Genomic DNA, 20,067 nt, shown 5'->3' with positions numbered 1-20,067 from the left:
CCTCCGGCCCTCCCATCCGCAATTTATGGATCACTTGATCCAATCATTTGATCCACCTATGCTCCGGTGCAGTGCCGCGCTGCCAAAGGAGATGACCCCGATGTGGACCCCGGAATCGTTGAAGTTCGGCGCTTTCCTCGCCCCGTACCACCCGCTGAACGCCGACCCGGCGCTGCAGTTGCGCCGCGACATCGACCTGATGGAGCACCTGGACCATCTCGGGTTCGATGAGGCGTGGATGGGGGAACACCACTCCACCGGCGCCGAGATCGTGCCCGCCCCCGACCAGTTCATCGCCGCCGCCGCCGAACGCACCAGCCGCATCCGGTTCGGCACCGGCGTGGTGTCGCTGCCCTATCACCACCCGCTGATCACCGCCGACCGGATCACCCAGCTCGACCTGCTCACCCGTGGTCGACTCGTCTTCGGCACCGGACCGGGCAAGATCCCGCTGGATGCGCTGATGATGGGCATCGATCCGGCCGATCAGCGCCGCCGCCAGGGCGAGGCGCTGGAAGCGATCCTGCCGCTGCTGCGCGGCGAAGTCGTCAACATGACCACCGACTGGTTCACCCTGCGTGACGCCCGCGCGCAGCTGCCCACCTACGACCCGGCAGGTATCGAGGTGGTGGCCGCCTCGACGATCTCCCCCAACGGCTCGGTGCTGGCCGGCAGTCACGGCCTGTCGCTGATGTCGCTGGCCGCCAGCTCGCCGGCCGGGTTCGACACCCTCGACCGTAACTGGGGCGTCTACGAGCAGGTCGCCGCCGAGCACGGGCACGTCGCCGACCGGTCCCGTTGGCGGCTGGTCAACCCGATCTTCCTGGCCGAGACGCGCGCCGACGCCGAACGGGCGGTCAGCCGCCGGATCGACGCGATCGCCGCCTACGTCAACCGGCAGATCGGGGCGGACCCGGACTGGGCACAGACCCCGGACGGCATCGTCGAACAGTGGCGCACCGACACCATCGGCGAGTTCGGCCAGGCCGTCATCGGCACCCCCGAGGACGCCATCGCCCAGATCGAGCGGCTGATCGACAAGACCGGGGGATTCGGCACCCTGCTGATCCTGCACGTGGACATGGCCAACTGGGAGGACACCAAGCGCAGCTACGAGCTGTTCGCCTCCGAGGTGATCCCCCATTTCAAGAACCGCAACCGCGGCCGCGAGGCCAGCCTGCAGTACGCCGCCGACCACCGCGAACAGCTGCTCGGTGCGTTGATCGGGGCGATCACCAAGGCCACCACCGAGTACTACGGTGAGCCCGCCGCGGTGCCGGGGGCGTGAGCTAACGAGCGGCCGGCGGCCGGGCAACCGCCGAGGTCGTTACGCTGCTCAGATGGCCGTCACCCGCACCGAGCGAACCTTTGAGGGCGTGCGCGCGGTGCCCATCGTCTACGACACCTGGACGCCGGAGGCGGCGCCCCGCGCGGTGGTGGTGCTGTCGCACGGCTTCGGCGAGCACGCCCGCCGCTATGACCACGTCGCCGCGCGCTTCGCCGAGGCGGGGCTGGTGACCTACGCGCTGGATCTCCGCGGACACGGCCGGTCGGGCGGCAAGCGGGTGCTGTGCCGGGACATGTCCGAGTACACCGGTGACTTCCACACGCTGGCCGGTATCGCCGCCCGCGAGCATCCCGGCTTGCCGCGGGTGGTGCTGGGACACAGCATGGGCGGGGCCGTGGTGTTCAGCTACGGCGTGGACCGCCCCGACGACTACCAGCTGATGGTGCTCTCCGGGCCGGCGGTGGCCATGACCGACACGGTGTCGCCGCTTCTGGCGTTCGTCGCCAAGGCGGTGGGCGCCGTCGCGCCGGGCCTGCCGGTGGAGAAACTCGACAGCGCCCTGGTGTCACGCGATCCGGCGGTGGTGGCCGCCTACAACGAAGATCCCTTGGTGCACCACGGCCTGGTGCCGGCCGGTGTGGCGCGGGCGCTGGTCAAGGTCGGCGAGACCATGCCCTCGCGGGCGAAGGCGCTCACGGCGCCGCTGCTGGTGGTGCACGGATCCGACGACGGTCTGATTCCCGCGCAGGGCAGCAAACGGTTGGCCGGGTGCGTCGGCTCCGACGACGTGCGGTTGACCATCTACCCCGGGCTCTACCACGAGGTGTTCAACGAACCCGAGCGTGCGCAGGTGCTCGACGACGTGGTCGGCTGGATCGACGCACGGCTGTCCTGAGCCGAGCGCCGGCCATTCCTCAGCGCAATCGCGTGTCGGTGATGTCCGCCGTGACCGTTCCGACGACCGTCTTGTACCGGTCGGAGTAGTTGACCTCGGCGCAGAATCGTTCGCCGACACTGGTCACCGTGACGGTCCCCGCGGCGTCGTCCCGATTGCCGACCGAGGTGAGTCTTCCGCCGTCGCCGACCTTGAACACGCTGACGGCGAATCCGGGCACCCCGTACTCGCCCTGGACCGGCACAACCTCGCCTGCTTCGAGTGGCCGGCGGTCGATGGTGGTTCCCACCCGATACGGCACCCCGACACCCAGCCGGACATAGGTCGTCCCGTCCGGGGCCTTGATATCGGAGTCGTGGGCACCAAAGGTGACCGGTGCGTCACCGACCGCCAAAGCGTATGCGTAGCCATCCGGCTGCCGCATCCCTGTCGCATCGGTGACCACGAATTCCTGCTTGCGGAAGGTGTCGGTGAAAGTCAGCTGGGTCTTTCCGCACGCGCCGGCGGTACTGCCGGAGCCATTCGCGCCGCTGCTGTCTGTGCTGGATTCCGAACCGGAGCACCCGGAAAGCAGCAGTGCGGAGGCCGCCACGGCCGGGAGGAGAACCCTACGAATCATCTGTCCGACGCTAATGACCCGTTGCCTGGACCGACATCCGCACAAATACCTATGGAGATTCTTCGCCCGGGGTGATGGATGGACCTGTGGACAGCCGTGCCGGCAGGGTCGTACCCCTCGTTTAGGTTGGGGGCATGCCGGAGACGATCAGGTTGTTGGCGCGATGACCGACGACAAGATGCTGGCGCGCATCGCGGCTCTACTGCGCCAGGCCGAAGGTACCGACAATGCCCATGAGGCCGACGCGTTCATGGCGGCTGCGCAGCGGCTGGCCACCGCGACCTCCATCGATCTGGCGGTGGCACGAGCGCACTCGGCCACCCGGACCGCGGCCACCGCACCGGTGCAGCGCACCATCACCATCGGTTCTCCCGGCGCCAGGGGGCTGCGCACCTATGTGCAGCTGTTCGTGGGAATCGCCGCGGCCAATGACGTGCGCTGCGACGTGGCGTCGAACTCGACGTTCGTCTACGCCTACGGTTTCGCCGAGGACATCGACGCCACCCACGCCCTCTACGCCAGCCTGGTGGTTCAGATGGTCCGGGCCTCCGACGCCTACATCGCCACCGGCGAGCACCGGCCCACCCCGACCATCACCGCCCGGCTGAACTTCCACCTCGCCTTCGGCGTCCGGGTCGCCCAACGGCTGGCCGAAGCCCGCGACGAAACCCGCAGAGATGCGGAGAAGGATCGACGCCGGCCACCGGGAACAGCGATCGCGTTGCGCAACAAGGAGCTCGAACTCACCGACTTCTACCGCGGCGCGTCGAAGGCGCGCGGCACCTGGCGGGCCACCCGGGCGTCGGCGGGGTATTCGTCGGCAGCTCGACGGGCGGGGGACAGGGCCGGCCGCAAAGCCCGGCTGGGGGACAACGCGGAACTGTCGGTGGCGCGCTCCGCGCTGGAGCGGTGAGCGAGCACGCGCCGCAGCGCGATGTTCAGCGCACCAAGGTCTACGCCGCCGAGGTCTTCATCCGCACCCTGTTCGACCGCGCGGCCCAGAGCGGCTCGCGCAGCGTGGAGTTCTTCGGTGCCGCGCTGACGTTGCCGCCGGAGGCTCGCTTCGGTTCGGTGGCGGCGGTCCAGCGTTACGTCGATAACGTCCTGGCGCTGGCGGCGGTCCGGGGTCGCTGGCCGGATGCGGCGGCGCTGACCGTGCGCGCGCGTCGCGGCACCACGGCCGCGCACTACGAAAAGGTCGGTGAGGCAGGCACTATCGCTGTGCCGGACCAGCGCGGCGTGGAATGGGCGCTGCGGGAACTGGTGGTGCTGCACGAGATCGCGCACCATCTGTGTGATGTTCGGCCGCCGCACGGTCCGCAGTTCGTGGCGACGTTCTGCGAGCTGGCCGAGATGGTGATGGGCCCGGAGCTGGGCTATGTGCTTCGGGTGGTGTTCGCCAAGGAGGGCGTCCGTTAGGGCTGGGGCGAGTCCGGTGACGCACAACGGCCGGGGTTGTGCGTCACCGGCCGTCGTCAGCTGACGGGTACCAGCTCGTCGCCGCAGGTGCAGCGGTAGCTCACGTCCGCACCTGAGCAGTGACACGCGGTCTCGACGCGGACGCGACACCCACAGCCGTCGTGGCCGCACGTCAGCAAGGTTCCATCCTCGTAGTTCGCCATGAGTCACACCTTCCTATGTGATCCCCGACGGTCGCCGGGGCGCATCCGACTATATACCCCATAGGGGTATGGGGTAAAGAGGCTAATGGCGTCCAATCTGCTATTTGCGGGATAGCCTCGGTGAAGTGACGCAAACCCCCACGCCCCGCGATGTAGATACCCTGCTGGACCGCCTGCTAACCGGAGAAGACCCGGTGCTGACGGCAGCGCTGGCCGCCAGTGACGAGGCCGGGCTGCCGGCCATCGCGGTCTCGGCGCAGCAGGGCAAGTTCTTGAGCCTGCTGGCGACCGCGACCCGCGCCACCCGAATCCTGGAGATCGGCACCCTGGGCGGCTACAGCACGCTCTGGCTGGCGCGCGCCGTCGGGCCGGCGGGCTCGGTGGTGACGCTGGAGTACGAGCCGAATCACGCCGCGGTGGCCCGGGCCAATCTGGACCGTGCCGGCGTCGGCGAACGGGTGCAGATTCTTGTCGGGCCCGCGCTGGAGACCCTGCCGACGCTGTCCGGTGAGCCGTTCGATCTGGTGTTCATCGACGCCGACAAGGAGAACAACGTCGGCTACCTGAATTGGGCGGTAGAGCTGTCCCGCCCCGGCGCGGTGATCGTGGTGGACAACGTGATTCGTGACGGCGCGATCCTGGATCCGGAGTCCGGGGATGAGACCGCGCGCGGCAGCCGGGAGGTGTTGGAGCTGATGGGCGAACACCCGCGCTTGCAGGCCGCAGCATTGCAGACCGTCGGCGTCAAAGGCTGGGACGGCTTCGCGTTGGCCGTGGTCGACTAGCAGCGGCCGGGCGGGCTCTCAGCCACGAGATTTTCGTTGCTGAGCGACGGCGGCCGAGCGTAATCTTTCATCAGATGGATGGGTGTGGCAGGCGCCAAAATGCCTGCTACATAACAGAAAGGTTACGAAATGAGTACAGTCCATTCATCAATCGAACACCACCCGGACCTGTTAGCTCTACGCGAACGGTACGAGCGCGTCGCCGAGTCGATGACTGCCCAGGGCACCTTCGGCTTGACGTTGCTGGCGGCCGTCTACGGGGCGGTGTCGCCGTGGGTGATCGGATTCGATGCGGCCAGCAGGCTGGCCGTCAACAACCTGGTCGTCGGACTCTGCGTGGCCTTCCTGGCATGCGGATTCGCGGCGGCGCTGGACCGCATGCACGGGCTGGCATGGACCCTGCCGGTGTTCGGGTTGTGGTTCATGGTCTCGCCCTGGATTCTGCTGGACGGATCGCCGAGCTCCGACATGATCTGGTCCAACGTGATCACCGGCGCGGTGTTGACGGTCCTCGGCATGAATGCCGCGTACTTCGGTATGCGGGCGCGGGGCGAAGCGGCCAAGCACGCCTAACGCCTCCACCGCGAGCAGACGCAGAATCGCATGCCGGACCGCACTTTTACGCGATTCTGTGTCTGCTCGGCGCTAACGGTTAGCCGCAGACGGCGCCGTTGGCGGCCGAGCGGACCAGCTTGCGGTACTTGGCCAGCACGCCGGTGGTGTAGCGCGGCGGCGGCGGGCTGAAGCCTTCCGCGCGGGCGGCGAATTCGTCCGGGTCGGCCACCACGTCCAGAGTCGCGTTGGCCACGTCGAGGCGGATCTTGTCGCCGTCGCGCAGGAACGCCACCGGTCCGCCGTCCACCGCCTCGGGCGCGATGTGGCCCACGCACAGCCCGGTGGTGCCGCCGGAGAACCGTCCGTCGGTCAGCAGCAGCACGTCCTTGCCCAGCCCGGCGCCCTTGATGGCACCGGTGATCGCCAGCATCTCCCGCATGCCGGGACCGCCCTTGGGGCCCTCGTAGCGGATCACCACGGCGTCGCCGGCGCTGATCGTGCCGTCCTCCAGGGCATCCAGCGCCGCCCGCTCGCCATCGAAAACCCTTGCGGTGCCCTCGAACACGTCGGTGTCGAAGCCCGCCGACTTGACCACCGCGCCCTCGGGGGCCAGTGAGCCGCGCAGGATGGTGATGCCGCCGGTCGGATGGATCGGGTTGGTCAGCGCGTGCAGCACCTTGCCGTCCACCACCGGGGGGTTGATGGCGGCGATGTTCTCCGCCATGGTCTTGCCGGTGACGGTCAGGCAGTCGCCGTGCAGCAGCCCGGCTTCCAGCAGGGTCTTCAGCATGACCGGCACTCCGCCGATCTTGTCGATGTCGAACATCACGTGCTGGCCGAACGGCTTGACGTCCGCCAGATGCGGCACCTTCGCCCCGACCCGGGAGAAGTCGGCCAGGGTCAGCTCCACCTCGGCCTCGTGGGCGATCGCCAGCAGGTGCAGCACGGCGTTGGTGGATCCACCGAAGGCCATCACCACCGCGATCGCGTTCTCGAACGCCTCCTTGGTCAAGATGTCGCGCGCGGTGATACCGCGGCGCAGCAACTCCACCACCGCCTGGCCGCTGCGCCGGGCGTAGCCGTCGCGGCGCCGGTCCGCCGACGGCGGGGAAGCGCTGCCCGGCAGCGACATGCCCAGTGCCTCCGCGGCGCTGGCCATGGTGTTGGCGGTGTACATGCCACCGCAGGCGCCCTCGCCGGGGCAGATGGACCGCTCGATCTCGTCGACGTCCTCGCGGGACATCAGCCCGCGCGAGCAGGCGCCGACCGCCTCGAAGGCGTCGATGATCGTCACCTCGCGCTCGGTGCCGTCGGAGAGCTGCGCGTAGCCGGGCATGGTGGAGCCGGCGTAGAGGAATACCGCGGCCAGATCCAGCCGCGCCGCGGCCATCAGCATGCCGGGCAGCGACTTGTCGCAGCCGGCCAGCAGCACCGATCCGTCGAGCCGCTCGGCGCACATTACGGTCTCGACGCTGTCGGCGATCACCTCGCGTGACACCAGCGAGAAGTGCATGCCCTCATGGCCCATCGAGATGCCGTCGGACACCGAGATGGTGCCGAACTCCAGCGGGTAGCCGCCGGCTTCGAAGACGCCCTCCTTGGCGGCCTTGGCCAGCCGGTCCAGCGACAGGTTGCACGGCGTGATCTCGTTCCACGACGACGCCACCCCGATCTGGGGTTTGGCGAAGTCCTCGTCGCCCATCCCCACCGCGCGCAGCATGCCGCGGGCCGCGGCTCGCTCCAGGCCGTCGGTGACGTCACGACTGCGCGGTTTGATGTCGACAGGGGTCGAAGACTCGAGATTCACCCGCTAAGTATGCCGGTACGGGGTGGCCGGGCAAAACGAATAAAATACCCCGCGGGGGTATAGGTTAGAGTGGCGGCATGAGAGCAGTCCTCACCGTCGTCGCCGCGCTCGTCGTCAGTGTCGGCGCTGGCGGCTGCCATGCCTCGTCTGCACCGGAGCCCACGACGTCGAGCAGTCCGGGGGCGATGAGCGCGGCCAGCCCCGGCGACGTCACGTTCCTGGAGAACATGGTTGTCCACCACCAGCAGGCCTTGGAGCTCACCGTGATGGTGCGCGGGCAGAGCACCGATCCGCAGCTGGTGATGCTCGCGGACCAGATCGGGGCCCAGCAGCGCACCCAACTGCAGGGCTGTCAGGCCCAACTGTTGCAGTGGGAGGTCCCCGGCGGTAGGGCCGACGGGCCCCAGGACAAGCTCGACATTCCCGGCATGGCGGACCAGGCCACAATGGACAAGCTGCGCGGTCTGCGCGGACCGGAGTTCGACATGCTGTGGCTGCAGACCATGATCGCGCACCACCGCGGCGCTATCACCATGGCGCGCAACGAGATCGAACAGGGCCAGAGTCCCGAGGCCATCAGCATCGCGCGGTCACTGGCACCGTTGCAACAGGCCGAGATAGATCAGATGAACCGACTGTTAGGGGCGCCATGACCACCGATGCTCCCGGGTACTCCCCGCGGAAGGACAACTACGCCAAACGGCTGCGCCGCGTCGAAGGGCAGGTGCGCGGAATCGCCAAGATGATCGAGGACGACAAGTACTGCATCGATGTCCTCACCCAGATCAGCGCGGTCAACAGCGCGCTGCGCTCGGTGGCGCTGAACCTGCTCGACGAGCATCTGGTGCACTGCGTCAGCGGGGCGGCCGCCGCCGGTGGCACCGAGGCCGACCTCAAACTCACCGAAGCCTCGGCCGCTATCGCGCGGCTGGTTCGTTCCTGACCCGCGCGCCGCTACCATGTGATCCAGCAGTTACCGGGAGCGCGATGCGCCACACACCACTCGACGCTGCCCCCACAACATGACTGTCGAAACTGGAAAAACCCGATCCGGGCCCCGGACGCCCTGGACGCCGCGAACCACCGCGCAGCTGGCGATCCTGGCCGGTGCCGCGTTCGTCTACGCCACCGCCGAGATCCTGCCGGTCGGCGCACTGCCGGCCATCTCGGCCGGCCTGGGCGTCAGCGAGGCCCTGGTCGGGACCCTGCTGGCCTGGTATGCGGTGGTGGCCGCGGCGACGACGATTCCGCTGGTGCGCTGGACCGCGTACTGGCCGCGCCGCCGGGTGCTGCTGCTCACCCTGGTGTGCCTGACCTCCTCGCAGGTGATCTCGGCGATGGCGCCCAACTTCACGGTGCTGGCCTCCGGCCGGGCGCTGTGCGCGGTCACCCACGGCCTGATGTGGTCGGTGCTGGCGCCCATCGCCACCCGGCTGGTGCCGCCCAGTCATTCCGGGCGGGCCACCACGGCGATCTACGTGGGCACCAGCCTGGCGTTGGTGGTCGGCATCCCGCTGACGTCGGCGATGAGCCTGCTCTGGGGGTGGCGGCTGGCGGTGGTGGTGATCACCGTGGCGGCGGCGGCCATCACGCTGGCGGCCCGGTTCGCACTGCCCGCCCTGGTGCTCAGCACCGATCAGCTGGCGCTGGTCGGGCGCCATCACTACCGCAATCGCCGGCTGTTGGGTGTGAGCGCGGTGATGCTGATCGCCGTCACCGGCCACTTCATCTCCTACACGTTCATCGCGGTGATCATCGAGGACGTGGTGGGGGTCCCCGGGGCCCGATTGGCCTGGCTGCTGGCCGCGTTCGGCGCCGCCGGCCTGATCGCCATGCCGACGTTGGCCCGACCGCTGGACCACCGGCCGAAGGCGATCACCGGTGGCTGCATGGCGGCGCTGTCCACGGCGTTGGTCGTGCTGGCCGCGTTGTCCCTCGGCGGGCACCACACCACCGCCACCGTCGTGGTGGGCGCGGCGGCGATCGTGCTGTGGGGTGCGATGGCGATGGCGGTGTCGCCGATGCTGCAGTCGGCGGCGATGCGCACCGCACCCGACGATCCTGACGGTGCGTCGGGGCTGTACGTGACGGCGTTCCAGATCGGCATAACCGGGGGATCGCTGGCCGGCGGGCTGCTGTTCGACAAGGCCGGAACCTCGGCGATGCTGGGCGCATCGGCCCTGCTGGTGGGTCTCGCGGCGGCCGGGATAGCGGCCAGCAAGCGGCTGTTCGTCGTTCCCTGACGCGGCCGGCACGGTAACCTTCGCCACTACGCCGACGGTTGAAACCACTGTTCAGCGCGGTGTCACGTCCCGTTTCGCGGTGTGTTCGTCCGACCGCTGGAGTTAGCTGGCAGTCGCCCTGTGCAACACTTGGATCAAGATTGTGACCGGAGGTATGTACATGTCGCGATGGAAGCTCACGCGGATCGGGGCCTGGCTCAGCACCGCTGGACTGGCCGCGGGGCTCACCCTTGGTTGCGGATCGGCGTTGGCCGACCCGCCGCAGCAGCCTGGCGACCCGGCAGTCGTGGACGCCGGTCCGGCGGACGCGCCCGCGCCGCCGCCCGCACCGGAGCTGCCGCCTCCACCGCCGGAACTGCTTCCGCCGCCTCCGCCCGGACCTGCGCCGGGGGACCCGGTGGCGTTCCCACCGCCGCCTGAGGCCGCACCGCCCGCTCCGGAGCCGGTGCCGGCCGGGGCGGAACCGCCGTCAAGCCCGGCACAGCCCGGTGCAGTGCCGGCGGCCGCCTCCGGCCCTGCCGTCGGGCAGAACCCGGAACCGTTCACCGGTACGCCGCCGTTCCTGCCGCCCACCTTCAACCCGGTCAACGGTTCGATGGTGGGGGTGGCCAAGCCGATCATCATCAACTTCCAGCGGCCGATCGCCGACAAGGCGATGGCCGAGCAGGCCATCCACATCTCGTCGTCCCCGCCGGTGCCGGGCAAGTTCTACTGGATGACCCCGAGCCAGGTGCGGTGGCGCCCGTTCAACTTCTGGCCGGCCAACACCACCGTCAACATCGACGCGGCCGGTACCAAGTCGAGCTTCCGCACCGGGGACGCCCTGGTGGCCACCGCGGACGACAAGACCCACCAGATGACGATCACCCGAGACGGCAAGGTGGAGAAGACCTTCCCGATGTCGATGGGTATGTCGGCCGGTGGGCACGAGACCCCCAACGGCACTTACTACGTGCTGGAGAAGTTCCCCACGGTGGTGATGGACTCCTCCACCTACGGGGTTCCGGTGAACTCCAGCTGGGGCTACAAGCTCACCGTTCAGGATGCGGTCCGGATCGACAACAGCGGTGGCTTCGTGCACAGCGCGCCGTGGTCGGTGGGCGATCAGGGCAAGCGCAACGTCAGCCATGGCTGCATCAACCTGAGCCCCGCCAACGCCAAGTGGTTCTACGACAACTTCGGCAGCGGTGACCCGGTCGTGGTGAAGAACTCCGTCGGCACGCACAACAAGAACGACGGTTCCCAAGACTGGCAGATGTAGGGCGCCCCTCAACCGCGAGCAGACAGACAATCGCACGAACCGCCTCAGGGAAGTGCGATTGTGTGTCTGCTCGCGCTGGGAGACCGGACCGGAGCTAGTTCCAGATGCGGACCCGCTGGGCGGGATCCAGATACAGCGCGTCGTGCGGGGTGACGTCGAAGGCGTCGTAGAACGCGTCCATGTTGCGGATCACCCCGTTGCAGCGGAACTCCGGCGGTGAATGCGGATCCACCGCCAGGCGCCGGATCGCCTCGGCGTCACGGGATTTGGTGCGCCACACCTGCGCCCAACCGAAGAACACCCGCTGCACCCCGGTCAATCCGTCGATCACCGGTGCCTCGGCGCCGTCCAACGACAGTTGGTAGGCGAGCAGCGCGATCGAAAGTCCGCCGAGGTCCCCGATGTTCTCCCCGACGGTGAACGCGCCGTTGACGTGTCGGTCGCCATCCAGCTCACGCGGCACGTAGGTCTCATACTGGGCGATCAATGCGCCGGTGCGGGAAGCGAATTCGCTGCGGTCAGCGTCGGTCCACCAGTCGATCAGGTTGCCGTCGCCGTCGTACTTGGCGCCCTGGTCATCGAAGCCGTGCCCGATCTCGTGGCCGATCACCGCGCCGATGCCGCCGTAGTTGGCCGCGTCGTCGGCTTCGGCATCGAAGAACGGCGGCTGCAGAATCGCGGCGGGGAAGACGATCTCGTTCATCCCCGGGTTGTAGTAGGCGTTGACGGTCTGCGGCGTCATGAACCATTCGTCCCGGTCCACCGGTTGCCCCAGCTTGGCCAGCTCGCGGTCGTAGTTGACCGCGTAGCCGCGCAGGAAGTTGCCGTACAGATCGGCGCGGTCGGTGACCAGCGCCGAGTAGTCCCGCCAGGTGGCGGGGTAGCCGACCTTGGCGGTGAACTTGTCCAGCTTCGCCAGCGCCCGCTCCCGGGTCTCCGGCGTCATCCAGTCCAGGTTGGTGATGCTCACCCGGTAGGCCTCGCGCAGGTTGCCGACCAGCTCATCGATGCGCGCCTTGGCTTCCGGCGGGAAATGCTTTGCCACGTAAAGCTTTCCGACGGCGTCGCCCATCAGCGACTCGACCAGCGACACGGCCCGCTTCCACCGGTCGCGGATCTGCTGGGTACCGGACAACCGGCGCCCGTAGAACTCGAAGTCCTCGGCGACCAGCTCCTCGGTCAGGATCCCGGCTCGGCCGTGAATCAGCCGCCACCGTGCCCAGTCCTGCCAGTCGGTGAAATCCGCGGTCTCCCACAGCGCGGCGAACGCCGTCAGGTAGTCCGGCTGGCGCACCACCAGTTCGGCCGCTGCCTCAGCGGACACACCGAGCGCGCCGGCCCAGCCCGCCCAGTCGAAACCGGGCGCCTCGCCGGGCAGTCCCGCGAAGGTGCGCAGGTTGTAGGTCAGTTCGGCGTCGCGGCGCTTCACCACGTCCCAGTGCGCGTCGGCCAGCCGGGTCTCCAGCGCGACGATGCGGGCCGCCGTCCCGGCGTACTCGTCCGGGTCGCCGCCGTAGACCAGAGCGAACATCGCCGCGATATGGGCCGGGTAGGCGGCCAGGATCTCGGCGTGCTGCTCGTCGCGGTAGTAGGACTCGTCCGGCAGGCCGATGCCGGACTGGGACAGATGCAGCAGGTAGCGAGTCGAGTCCTTCGAATCGGTGTCCACATACAGTCCGACGCCGCCGCCGACCCCGGTGCGCTGACACGCGCCCAGCACCCGCGTCAGCGCGTCGCGGTCGCCGGCGTTCTCGATCGCGGACAACTCCGCAAGCAGCGGCTCCACCCCGCGGTCCCGCACGGTCTCCTCGTCGAGGAAGCTGGCATAGAGATCGCCGATCCGGCGCTCATCGGTGCCGGCTGTTCCCGACTCGGCGGCCGCGGTGAGCAGGTCGCGGACCTGCGCCTCGGCCCGGTCGAACAGGGCGCGGAATGCCCCGTCGGTGGCCCGGTCCGGGGGCATCTCGTAGCCGTCGAGCCAGCGGCCGTTGACATGACCGAACAGATCGTCCTGCGGCCGGATGGCGCTGTCGAGATGGGTGAGGTCGAGGCCGGAGCTGGTGGCTGGTGAGGTCATCGGGCCCATCCTTTCACGGCGAACCGTACAGGTGTCCTGTAGCGTCACCGCCATGCCTGACGAGGAGCTACCCGACGTCTCCACCGAGGTGGGGGACGGAGTTATCGAGCCCGGCGCCACCCCTGCAGAGATCGCCGCTGAGCAGGAAGTTGCCGGAAGCACCGACCAGAAGACGGTGACCAAGAAGAGCACTCACGCCAAGCCCGCTGCGGCGGCCTCGGGAGGGGGCTTCTCCCGCTACGGTCTGGCGTCGGCGGCGCTCGGGCTGGTGGCGGTGGCCGCGTTGGTGTTCAGTCTCGTCACGTTGTACCTGCACCGTGAGGACGTCAACGAGCGCGGTTACCGCAGCCGGGTGCTGCAGACCGCCGCCAGTTGGACCAGTGTGCTGATCAACTTGAACGCCGAGAACGTCGAAAAGGGCATGGCGCGCCTTCGCGACAAGACGGTCGGCGAACTCAACTCCGAGTTCGACGCCGCCCTGGCGCCCTACCGGGACGTGGTGCAGCGGATCGAATCGCGCAGCACCGGCCGGATCGAGGCGGTCGCCATCGAATTGGAGCGCCACGATCCCGACGACCCGGCCGCCACCGGCAGTGAGCAGCCGTCGAATCCGGGCCGCACCGACCCGGTGATGGTGATCGCCACTTCGATCGCCGAGAACGTGGGCGGCCGGCCGCAGACCGTGCACTGGGCCCTGCACCTCGACGTCACCGACGTCGACGGCAACCTGATGATCTCCCGATTGAGGTCGATCCGATGAGCAAGCTGGGGTACCTGAAGTCGAGGACGTTGTGGCGGGTCCTGGCCGTTGACATCGCCGCGCCGCTGGCCGCGATCGGCGGCCTGGTGCTGGTGGGGCTGACGCTGGACTGGCCGGTCTGGTACGTGTCGGCATGCTCGGTACTGGTGCTGCTCATCGTCGAGGGCATGGCGGTGAACTTCCTGTTGCTGCGCCGCGACGCGGTCACGGTCGGTACCGATGACGAGCGGCCCGGCCTGCGACTCGGCGCGGTCGCCCTGGCCGCCACGGCGCTGGTCGCCGCGGCGGTGCTGGGTTACCTGCGCTGGACGGTGCCCGACAAGGCCCTGGAGGCCGACTCCACCGCGGTGGTCAAGACCGCGGTCGGGATGGCCCAAGCCGCCGCGACGGTCTCGCCGGCGAACCCCGACGCATCGATCGACAAGGCGGCCACCTTCATGGTCCCGGACCGGGTCAATGCCTTCCGGGAGAGCATCGGCCGGACCGCCACCGAAATGGCCAACCGCAACATCGCGGTCGACGCACAGACGCTCAGTGCCGGCGTCGAAGCGCTCGGGCCGTCGGCCGCCCGGGTCGCCGTCGTGCTGCGCAGTGTGCAGTCCGTGGCGAACCAGCAGGTCAAGCAGTCGGTGGTGCCGGTGCGGGTGACGCTGACCAAGCGCGGCGACGAGTGGATGGTCCTGGAGATGTCACCGATCCACGCGCGCTGACGTGCGCGTCAGATGTCGTCGGGTGCGTCGCGGGTGTGCAGTTTGACGAACCGATCCGACAGTCGGCGCATCCGGATCATCAGCGAGGCCGGCGGGCTGACCGTGCCGTTGAGGTATTCACCGAGCGTGTCGGCGGGCACCCCGACCCGCGAGGAGAACTCCTGCTGGCTCAGACCGGAGCGCTCGATCAGCACCCGCATGTGACGCGCGACCTCGGCGCGTTCGTTGGCCTCCAGGTGGGCCCGGGTGCGGGTCAGCACCTCCGACAGCGCCTTGGAGATACCGAACGATTCGGTGCCCTCCAGCACCTCTTCGACCTGGCGGGCGGTGCGCCCGTAAGGGTCGCGCTTGAGTGCCACCACGATGAGCTGCCAGGTGGCGATATCGCCGCTCTGCAGCGCCGAGCGAATAGCCGACGTCGGCCAGAACTCGACCGGCCGGTCGGTGTCGCCGGACCGGGCAGCGGGCCTTGAACCAGCCCTGAGCGGCAGCGATCCACGGCGTCGGTCCGCGGCCAACGTCACCTCGCCTCCTCCAACATCGCCACGGCAACCGCCAGGCAGCGCGCCCGGACATGCTCCCAGTCCGGACTCGCCCCGGGCGCATCGTCGCCGGAAGCGTCTTCGCCGCGTTCGGTGGGCTCCGGATCGGCTAGCCGACAGACCAGCTGGGTGGCCATCCATTGTCGTTCGGCTGGTTGACCAGAGTAGTACCTGTCGATTCCGCTGAGTGCCCCAGCAACGGTTTTCGGGTCCAGTACGTCGGCTAGCTCGGCGAGCTCGACGTAGTCCCGGTGGTTGTTGCGCGAAAGCAGCAGATACCCCGCCAGGCGCAGGGTTTCGGCGCCGGTGGGGATCTGCAGCCGGTCGCCGGTGGGCAGCTGGACGGCGGCGGTCTCCATCGGTCGGCACCGGGTCAAGGCCGGAATCTCCAGCCCGATCTCGTTGGCCACCCAGGTCTCGGTCTCCAGTGCGTCCAGTGCGATCGCGAGCCGGCGTCGCCACACCGTGACCGGGTGAACCGGCCGCACCGTACGGGGCTGCGCCCGGTCGGTGCCGGTGCGGGCCTGCCAGCCGCCGGTGAGCTTTGCCAGTGCGTGGCCCACCACGGTGCCGCCGGCCGGCTGCGCTCCTCCCGATCTCGGCGATCCCGCGCCGACCGGCAGCGCTTCGATCTTGCTGGTGGCGACTTCGGCCACGCCGCAGCCGCGCAGCGCCAACGGGTCGCTGACGCAGACCGCGTCGGGAACCAGGCCTTTGAGCTTGGCGGCGGACTTCACCACCACGCGAAGGTCGGCGCTGGGCGTGATCAGCGCGGAGATGTCATCGGGGATCACCACGACATCGCCCAGATCCACCGTGGGCAGCGGCTTTTCGAAGTCCACCGACGGCAGGATCCGGGCCAGCCAGCGCGGCAGCCACCAGTTCCACTCGGCGAACATCGCCATCAGTGCCGGGACCAGCACCAGCCGCACCACCGTGGCGTCCACCGCGATGGCCACCGCGCAGGCCACACCCAGTTCGGCGACCAGCGGCATCCCGGCGAACGCGAATCCGATGAACACCGCGATCATGATCAGGGCGGCGCTGGTGATGGTGCGCGCGCTGGTGCTCACCCCGTAGGCGACCGCGTCGTGGGTGTTGCCGGACTGCAGGAACCGCTCCCGGATCCGGGTCAGCAGGAAGATCTCGTAGTCCATCGACAGACCGAACGTCATCGCCAGCACCAACGGCGGGATGAAGGTGTCGATCGAACCGGTCGCCGCGAAACCGAACCGCTCCAGCCACCCCCACTGGAACACCATCACCAGGCTTCCGTAGGCGGCCGCCACCGACAGCACCGTCATCACGACGCCCTTGAGGGCCAGCAACACCGACTGGATCGAGATCAACAGCATCAAGAACGCAATCAGCGCCACGAACACCAGCACCCACGGTTCAGCCGCCGCGACCCGGTCGTCGAAGTCCTTGATCAACGCGGTCGGGCCGCCGACGTCCACCCGCACCCCCGGCGAACCGGCCGCCGCCGGCAGGTTTTCGCGCATCCAGTCGATGGTCGCGCGCGCGGCCATGTCCTCGGGATCGACCGACAGCACCGCGGACAGCAGGCCGCTGCTGTTGTCATTGCCAAAGACCGGCGGGGACACCGAGGCGATATTGGGGGCCTGCGTCATCTCCTGCCGGATCGCCGCGAAGGTCTCGGCGTGCGCCGGCGCCGACGCGTCGGCGCCGGGGATGGTGACCAGCACCCGGATCGGTCCCAACGCGCCTGGACCGAGGGCTTGGGCTGCCGCAGCCACCCCGCCCCGGATCTCGTGGGAGGAGTCGAACTGGCGCAGCATGCTGTTGCCCAGCGACAGCGACAGCGCCGGGGCCGCAAGCGCCAGCAGGCATCCCGCGGTGACCAGTGCCGAGGCCCACGGGCGGCGCATCACCGCAGCCGTCCAGTGCGTCCAGAACCGCGACTGGCCGGTCTGCGGGCTGCGTGCCCAGTGCAGCAGCGCGGACCGCTTGGCCACCGCCCGGCCGAACACCGCCAGCACCACCGGGGTGAGGCTGACCGATGCCAGCACCGCCACCGAGACGGCCAGGATCGCTCCGGTGGCCATCGACACCAGCACCGGGGTGTTGATCAGGTAGATCCCGGTCAGGGAGGCCACCACGGTCAGCCCGGACAGCACCACCGCCAGACCCGACGTCGCCATCGCCGCGTCGACGGCCTCCTGCGGCTGGCGCCCGGCCCGCAGTTCTTCGCGGTAGCGCATCAGGATGAAAAGCGAGTAGTCGATGGCCAGCGCGATCCCGAACATCGACACAGTCGAGGTGACGAACACCGACATCGCGGTGAACAGCGACAGCAGATAGACCAGTCCCATGGTGACGATCACCGTGCCGATCCCGAGCGCCAGGGGGATCGCGGCGGCCGCCAGCGAGCCGAACACCGCCAGCAAAACGATCAGGACGATCGGCAGATTCCACCGCTCGGCCTTGCCGATGTCCTGCTTGGTCTTCGCCGACGCCGCGGCACCGAGCGCGCCCTGCCCGATCACATACAGGTTCACCGACCCGTTCTCGATGTGGCCGGGATGCTCGCCGTCGACGCCCAGCTTGGCGCGCAGCTTCTTGGCGACGTCGACGGCGCCGGTGTTGTTGAAGTCCACCCGCAGCGACACCACGTAGGGCCGGTCGGGCCGGGGCGGCGGCTGCGCCGTCTCGGGCAGCACCGTCACGCTGGCCACCTCCCCGGCGACCCGTTCCAGCAGCGCCACGGCGTCCTTCATGTCCCGGTAGGTGGCGTCGGCGCGGGGGGCCGCCACCAATGCCAGCGGTGATGCGCCCTGCTCGGGGAAGTGGTCCTCGAGCTGGTATTGCACGTGCAGGGACTGCGACCCCTGGACTTCGAAGCCCCCACCGGTGAGATGACCGGACTGGGTGGCGGCCAGGTAGAGCGCGGCGAGCACAGCCAGTAACCAACCTGTGAAGACCACCCAGCGGAATCTGCGCAGGTTGTTGCTGAAGCGCATCATGAACTGCTGGATTTCGGTTCTCCCCGCTCTCGCCCGCACCAGTGCGTCGCGTGTTGCGAGCCTACCGCAGCGACATGTCGCACTGGCCGTTTCTCGTCGCCCTGAGCTGCTCCGATGCCGTCCGGGAACCGCACTGTGACCAGGCTGACGTGTGCTCGGGTGGCGGCGGTGGGTGGTTGCTGCCAGGATGGCGGGCGGACCTCCCGGATCGTGCCGCTGCTGCCGGGAGACATCCCAGGAGACCGAAACATCCCGAGCAACACCCGAGCGCCATCTGCAACGTGGCGGGGCCGATCGGAAGTGTCGCCAGTTGTGAGGAGCAGTTCGTGAACACCACCCGTGCGGCCCTGCGCCGCGGCCTGTCGGGCCTTGCCGTTGCCGCCTTGGGCGGCGCCGTCGCCGCCACCGTGCTGGCGACCCCCTCGACGCCGCCGGCGACCGCGGCCAAAGACCCCTGCGTGGCCAGTGAGATCGCCCGGACGGTGGGCAAGGCCGTCACCTCGACCGGCGACTACCTCGACTCGCACCCGGAAACCAACCAGGTGATGACGGGAGCCCTGCAGCAACAGCCCGGCCCGCAGACGCTGGCAAACCTCAAGAGCCATTTCGAGGCCAACCCGAAGGTTCAGGACGACCTGGCCAAGATCATCGCGCCGGTGCAGGAGGTCGGCGACCAGTGCAAGCTGGCGGTCAGCCTGCCGCAGGTGCTCGGGCTGCTGCAGGCAGTCCAGGCCCAGGGAGGTCTGCCTGGTGGCGTGCCCGGGGCGCTGCCCGGCGGCGCCCTGCCGATGACCCAACCGGTAGCGGTTCGCTGAGAATCGGGGCGCAGCCGGCCGTGTCGTCGCAGCCGGCCGTGTGCTCGGTGCGGAAGACGAAGAAGAACACCGCCCAGCCGACGGCGGCGACCAGCAACCAGCTGATCATCCGGTAGATCAGCACCGCGGAGATGGCGTCCGGCCAGTTCATACCGCTGGACACCAGACCCGGCACCAATACGGCTTCGACAACCAGCAGCCCGCCCGGCATCAGCGGAATCGTTCCCGCCGCGCGGGCGGCCGCGTAGGCCACCGTCAACCCGGCGACCGACGCGTGCCCACCGGCGGCATAGGCCGCGCAGGCCAGGCACGCGACGTCGGCCACCCAGTTGAACAGTGACCAGCCGAATGCCGTCGAGGCTGCGCGGCGACCCAGGCTCACGGACTCCAGCTGCCCCAGCATCCTGCGCCAGGTCGTCACACCGGTATCGGCGGGCTGGTCGCGCACGGAGTTGACCCAGGACAGCACGCGCACGCCGATGCCGTCGATCAACTCCGGCCGCGAGGCGACCGCCTGGGCCAGCAGCAGCAGAGCGATGAAGCCGCCGAGGGTGAACAGCAGGGAGAACGGATTGTTTCGGGCGCCGAGCAGAAACGCTCCACCCAGACCCAACAGCGCCAGCCCGACGGCCTGCAGCACCCCCGACATCACCAGCTGCCACGACGCCACCACCGCGGAGGCTCCCCAGCGCCGCTGCTGGCGGTACAGGAACGTCGTCGAGAGCACCGGACCGCCGGGCAGCGTGGTGCTCAGCGAGTTGGCGGCGTAGAAGGCGGCTTCCGAGCGCCACTGGGTGACCTGCACCCCGGCCGAGCGCAGCAGGGTCCGCTGGATCTGGGCGAAGCTGTGCATGGACGCCGCCGCGGCAACCACCGCGCCGAACAGCCAGTATCCCTCCGCGCGCCACAGGCTGCGCCAGGCGGCCGAAACCTGGTCCCACACCAGCGCGATCTCGACGGTGATCACCGCCGCGATCAGACCGAGGATCGCCGGGCGCACCCACCGGTACTTGGAGTCGTGGGACACGAAATTAGAGGCTAGCCACCTGAGGTTGATATTCGGCTAGTAGATGTGCTCCCGCTGCGACATCGTTACGCTACCGG

The 20,067-nt window shown here is 68.8% G+C and carries 19 protein-coding genes and 1 pseudogene; 13 read left to right on the top strand and 7 right to left on the bottom strand.

Annotated features, from left to right (window positions below; all coding sequences use genetic code 11):
* Window positions 1-100: 100 nt before the first annotated feature.
* Window positions 101-1,288 carry an LLM class flavin-dependent oxidoreductase gene (locus tag AWC16_RS23190; RefSeq protein WP_085267067.1) on the top strand — a complete coding sequence of 396 codons (1,188 nt, stop codon included), beginning with the start codon at window positions 101-103 and terminating at the stop codon, window positions 1,286-1,288.
* 52 nt (window positions 1,289-1,340) lie between these two features.
* Window positions 1,341-2,183 (top strand): alpha/beta hydrolase, encoded by an 843-nt coding sequence (locus AWC16_RS23185; RefSeq protein WP_085267053.1) that lies wholly within the window; start codon window positions 1,341-1,343, stop codon window positions 2,181-2,183.
* Window positions 2,184-2,202: 19 nt separating this feature from the next.
* Here AWC16_RS23185 and AWC16_RS23180 read toward each other — a convergent pair whose 3' ends face one another.
* Window positions 2,203-2,802 (bottom strand): hypothetical protein, encoded by a 600-nt coding sequence (locus AWC16_RS23180; RefSeq protein ID WP_133056024.1) that lies wholly within the window; start codon window positions 2,800-2,802, stop codon window positions 2,203-2,205.
* A gap of 163 nt (window positions 2,803-2,965) precedes the next feature.
* On the opposite strand from AWC16_RS23180, the gene AWC16_RS23175 reads away from it, so the two are divergent.
* The gene (locus tag AWC16_RS23175; RefSeq protein WP_085267051.1) at window positions 2,966-3,715 is read left to right on the top strand and encodes a DUF2786 domain-containing protein; all 750 of its coding nucleotides are present in this window, start codon (window positions 2,966-2,968) and stop codon (window positions 3,713-3,715) included.
* A complete protein-coding gene (locus tag AWC16_RS23170) occupies window positions 3,712-4,221 on the top strand; it encodes a TIGR04338 family metallohydrolase (RefSeq protein ID WP_085267050.1) in 510 nt (169 codons plus the stop codon). The genes AWC16_RS23175 and AWC16_RS23170 overlap by 4 nt, the downstream gene beginning before the upstream one ends.
* A 56-nt stretch (window positions 4,222-4,277) precedes the next feature.
* Here AWC16_RS23170 and mymT read toward each other — a convergent pair whose 3' ends face one another.
* Window positions 4,278-4,424: a copper-binding metallothionein MymT gene (mymT, locus tag AWC16_RS25820; RefSeq protein WP_085267049.1), complete on the bottom strand. Its 147-nt coding sequence runs from the start codon at window positions 4,422-4,424 to the stop codon at window positions 4,278-4,280.
* Between the two features lie 125 nt (window positions 4,425-4,549).
* On the opposite strand from mymT, the gene AWC16_RS23160 reads away from it, so the two are divergent.
* Together AWC16_RS23160 and AWC16_RS23155 are read left to right on the top strand one after the other, a co-directional pair.
* Window positions 4,550-5,209, top strand: a complete 660-nt coding sequence (locus AWC16_RS23160; protein WP_085267048.1) for an O-methyltransferase — start codon at window positions 4,550-4,552, stop codon at window positions 5,207-5,209.
* A gap of 129 nt (window positions 5,210-5,338) precedes the next feature.
* Window positions 5,339-5,782, top strand: coding sequence for an SPW repeat protein (locus tag AWC16_RS23155; RefSeq protein WP_085267047.1), 444 nt, complete (start codon window positions 5,339-5,341; stop codon window positions 5,780-5,782).
* A gap of 79 nt (window positions 5,783-5,861) precedes the next feature.
* Here AWC16_RS23155 and ilvD read toward each other — a convergent pair whose 3' ends face one another.
* Window positions 5,862-7,571 carry a dihydroxy-acid dehydratase gene (gene ilvD, locus AWC16_RS23150; protein ID WP_085267046.1) on the bottom strand — a complete coding sequence of 570 codons (1,710 nt, stop codon included), beginning with the start codon at window positions 7,569-7,571 and terminating at the stop codon, window positions 5,862-5,864.
* Between the two features lie 77 nt (window positions 7,572-7,648).
* On the opposite strand from ilvD, the gene AWC16_RS23145 reads away from it, so the two are divergent.
* The 4 genes from AWC16_RS23145 (at window position 7,649) to AWC16_RS23130 (ending at window position 11,075) form a co-directional block, all read left to right on the top strand.
* Window positions 7,649-8,224, top strand: coding sequence for a DUF305 domain-containing protein (locus AWC16_RS23145; RefSeq protein WP_085267045.1), 576 nt, complete (start codon window positions 7,649-7,651; stop codon window positions 8,222-8,224).
* Window positions 8,221-8,514: a copper-sensing transcriptional repressor RicR gene (gene ricR / locus AWC16_RS23140; RefSeq protein WP_085267044.1), complete on the top strand. Its 294-nt coding sequence runs from the start codon at window positions 8,221-8,223 to the stop codon at window positions 8,512-8,514. Before AWC16_RS23145 ends, ricR begins: the two co-directional genes overlap by 4 nt.
* 79 nt (window positions 8,515-8,593) lie before the next feature.
* The gene (locus AWC16_RS23135) at window positions 8,594-9,814 is read left to right on the top strand and encodes an MFS transporter (RefSeq protein WP_085267043.1); all 1,221 of its coding nucleotides are present in this window, start codon (window positions 8,594-8,596) and stop codon (window positions 9,812-9,814) included.
* Between the two features lie 160 nt (window positions 9,815-9,974).
* A complete protein-coding gene (locus AWC16_RS23130; RefSeq protein WP_085267066.1) occupies window positions 9,975-11,075 on the top strand; it encodes a L,D-transpeptidase in 1,101 nt (366 codons plus the stop codon).
* A 94-nt stretch (window positions 11,076-11,169) separates the two neighbouring features.
* Here the strand turns inward: AWC16_RS23130 and AWC16_RS23125 are convergent, their stop codons facing one another.
* Window positions 11,170-13,152, bottom strand: a complete 1,983-nt coding sequence (locus tag AWC16_RS23125; RefSeq protein ID WP_085267042.1) for a M13 family metallopeptidase — start codon at window positions 13,150-13,152, stop codon at window positions 11,170-11,172.
* Between the two features lie 52 nt (window positions 13,153-13,204).
* On the opposite strand from AWC16_RS23125, the gene AWC16_RS23120 reads away from it, so the two are divergent.
* Both AWC16_RS23120 and AWC16_RS23115 read left to right on the top strand, forming a co-directional pair.
* Window positions 13,205-13,912, top strand: coding sequence for a hypothetical protein (locus AWC16_RS23120; protein ID WP_085267041.1), 708 nt, complete (start codon window positions 13,205-13,207; stop codon window positions 13,910-13,912).
* Entirely contained in the window at window positions 13,909-14,622 is a 714-nt protein-coding gene (locus AWC16_RS23115; protein ID WP_085267040.1) for a hypothetical protein, read from the top strand. The genes AWC16_RS23120 and AWC16_RS23115 overlap by 4 nt, the downstream gene beginning before the upstream one ends.
* Before the next feature lie 8 nt (window positions 14,623-14,630).
* On the opposite strand, the gene AWC16_RS23110 is transcribed toward AWC16_RS23115, so the two are convergent.
* Together AWC16_RS23110 and AWC16_RS23105 are read right to left on the bottom strand one after the other, a co-directional pair.
* Window positions 14,631-15,146 (bottom strand): helix-turn-helix domain-containing protein, encoded by a 516-nt coding sequence (locus AWC16_RS23110; protein ID WP_085267039.1) that lies wholly within the window; start codon window positions 15,144-15,146, stop codon window positions 14,631-14,633.
* Window positions 15,143-18,148, bottom strand: a complete 3,006-nt coding sequence (locus tag AWC16_RS23105) for an MMPL family transporter (protein WP_085267038.1) — start codon at window positions 18,146-18,148, stop codon at window positions 15,143-15,145. Before AWC16_RS23105 ends, AWC16_RS23110 begins: the two co-directional genes overlap by 4 nt.
* Window positions 18,149-18,222: 74 nt before the next feature.
* On the opposite strand from AWC16_RS23105, the pseudogene AWC16_RS25425 reads away from it, so the two are divergent.
* A pseudogene (locus AWC16_RS25425) lies at window positions 18,223-18,822 on the top strand (hemophore-related protein); the annotation flags it as partial.
* Window positions 18,823-18,838: 16 nt separating this feature from the next.
* Here the strand turns inward: AWC16_RS25425 and AWC16_RS23095 are convergent.
* Window positions 18,839-19,990 (bottom strand): lysylphosphatidylglycerol synthase transmembrane domain-containing protein, encoded by a 1,152-nt coding sequence (locus AWC16_RS23095; RefSeq protein ID WP_234812403.1) that lies wholly within the window; start codon window positions 19,988-19,990, stop codon window positions 18,839-18,841.
* Window positions 19,991-20,067: the final 77 nt, after the last annotated feature.

Origin of the sequence: Mycolicibacter longobardus (assembly GCF_002102265.1) — a bacterium.
GTDB lineage: Bacteria > Actinomycetota > Actinomycetes > Mycobacteriales > Mycobacteriaceae > Mycobacterium > Mycobacterium longobardum.
The sequence above is the reverse complement of the archived record's forward strand: the minus strand, read 5'-3'. Positions and strand labels throughout refer to the sequence as shown.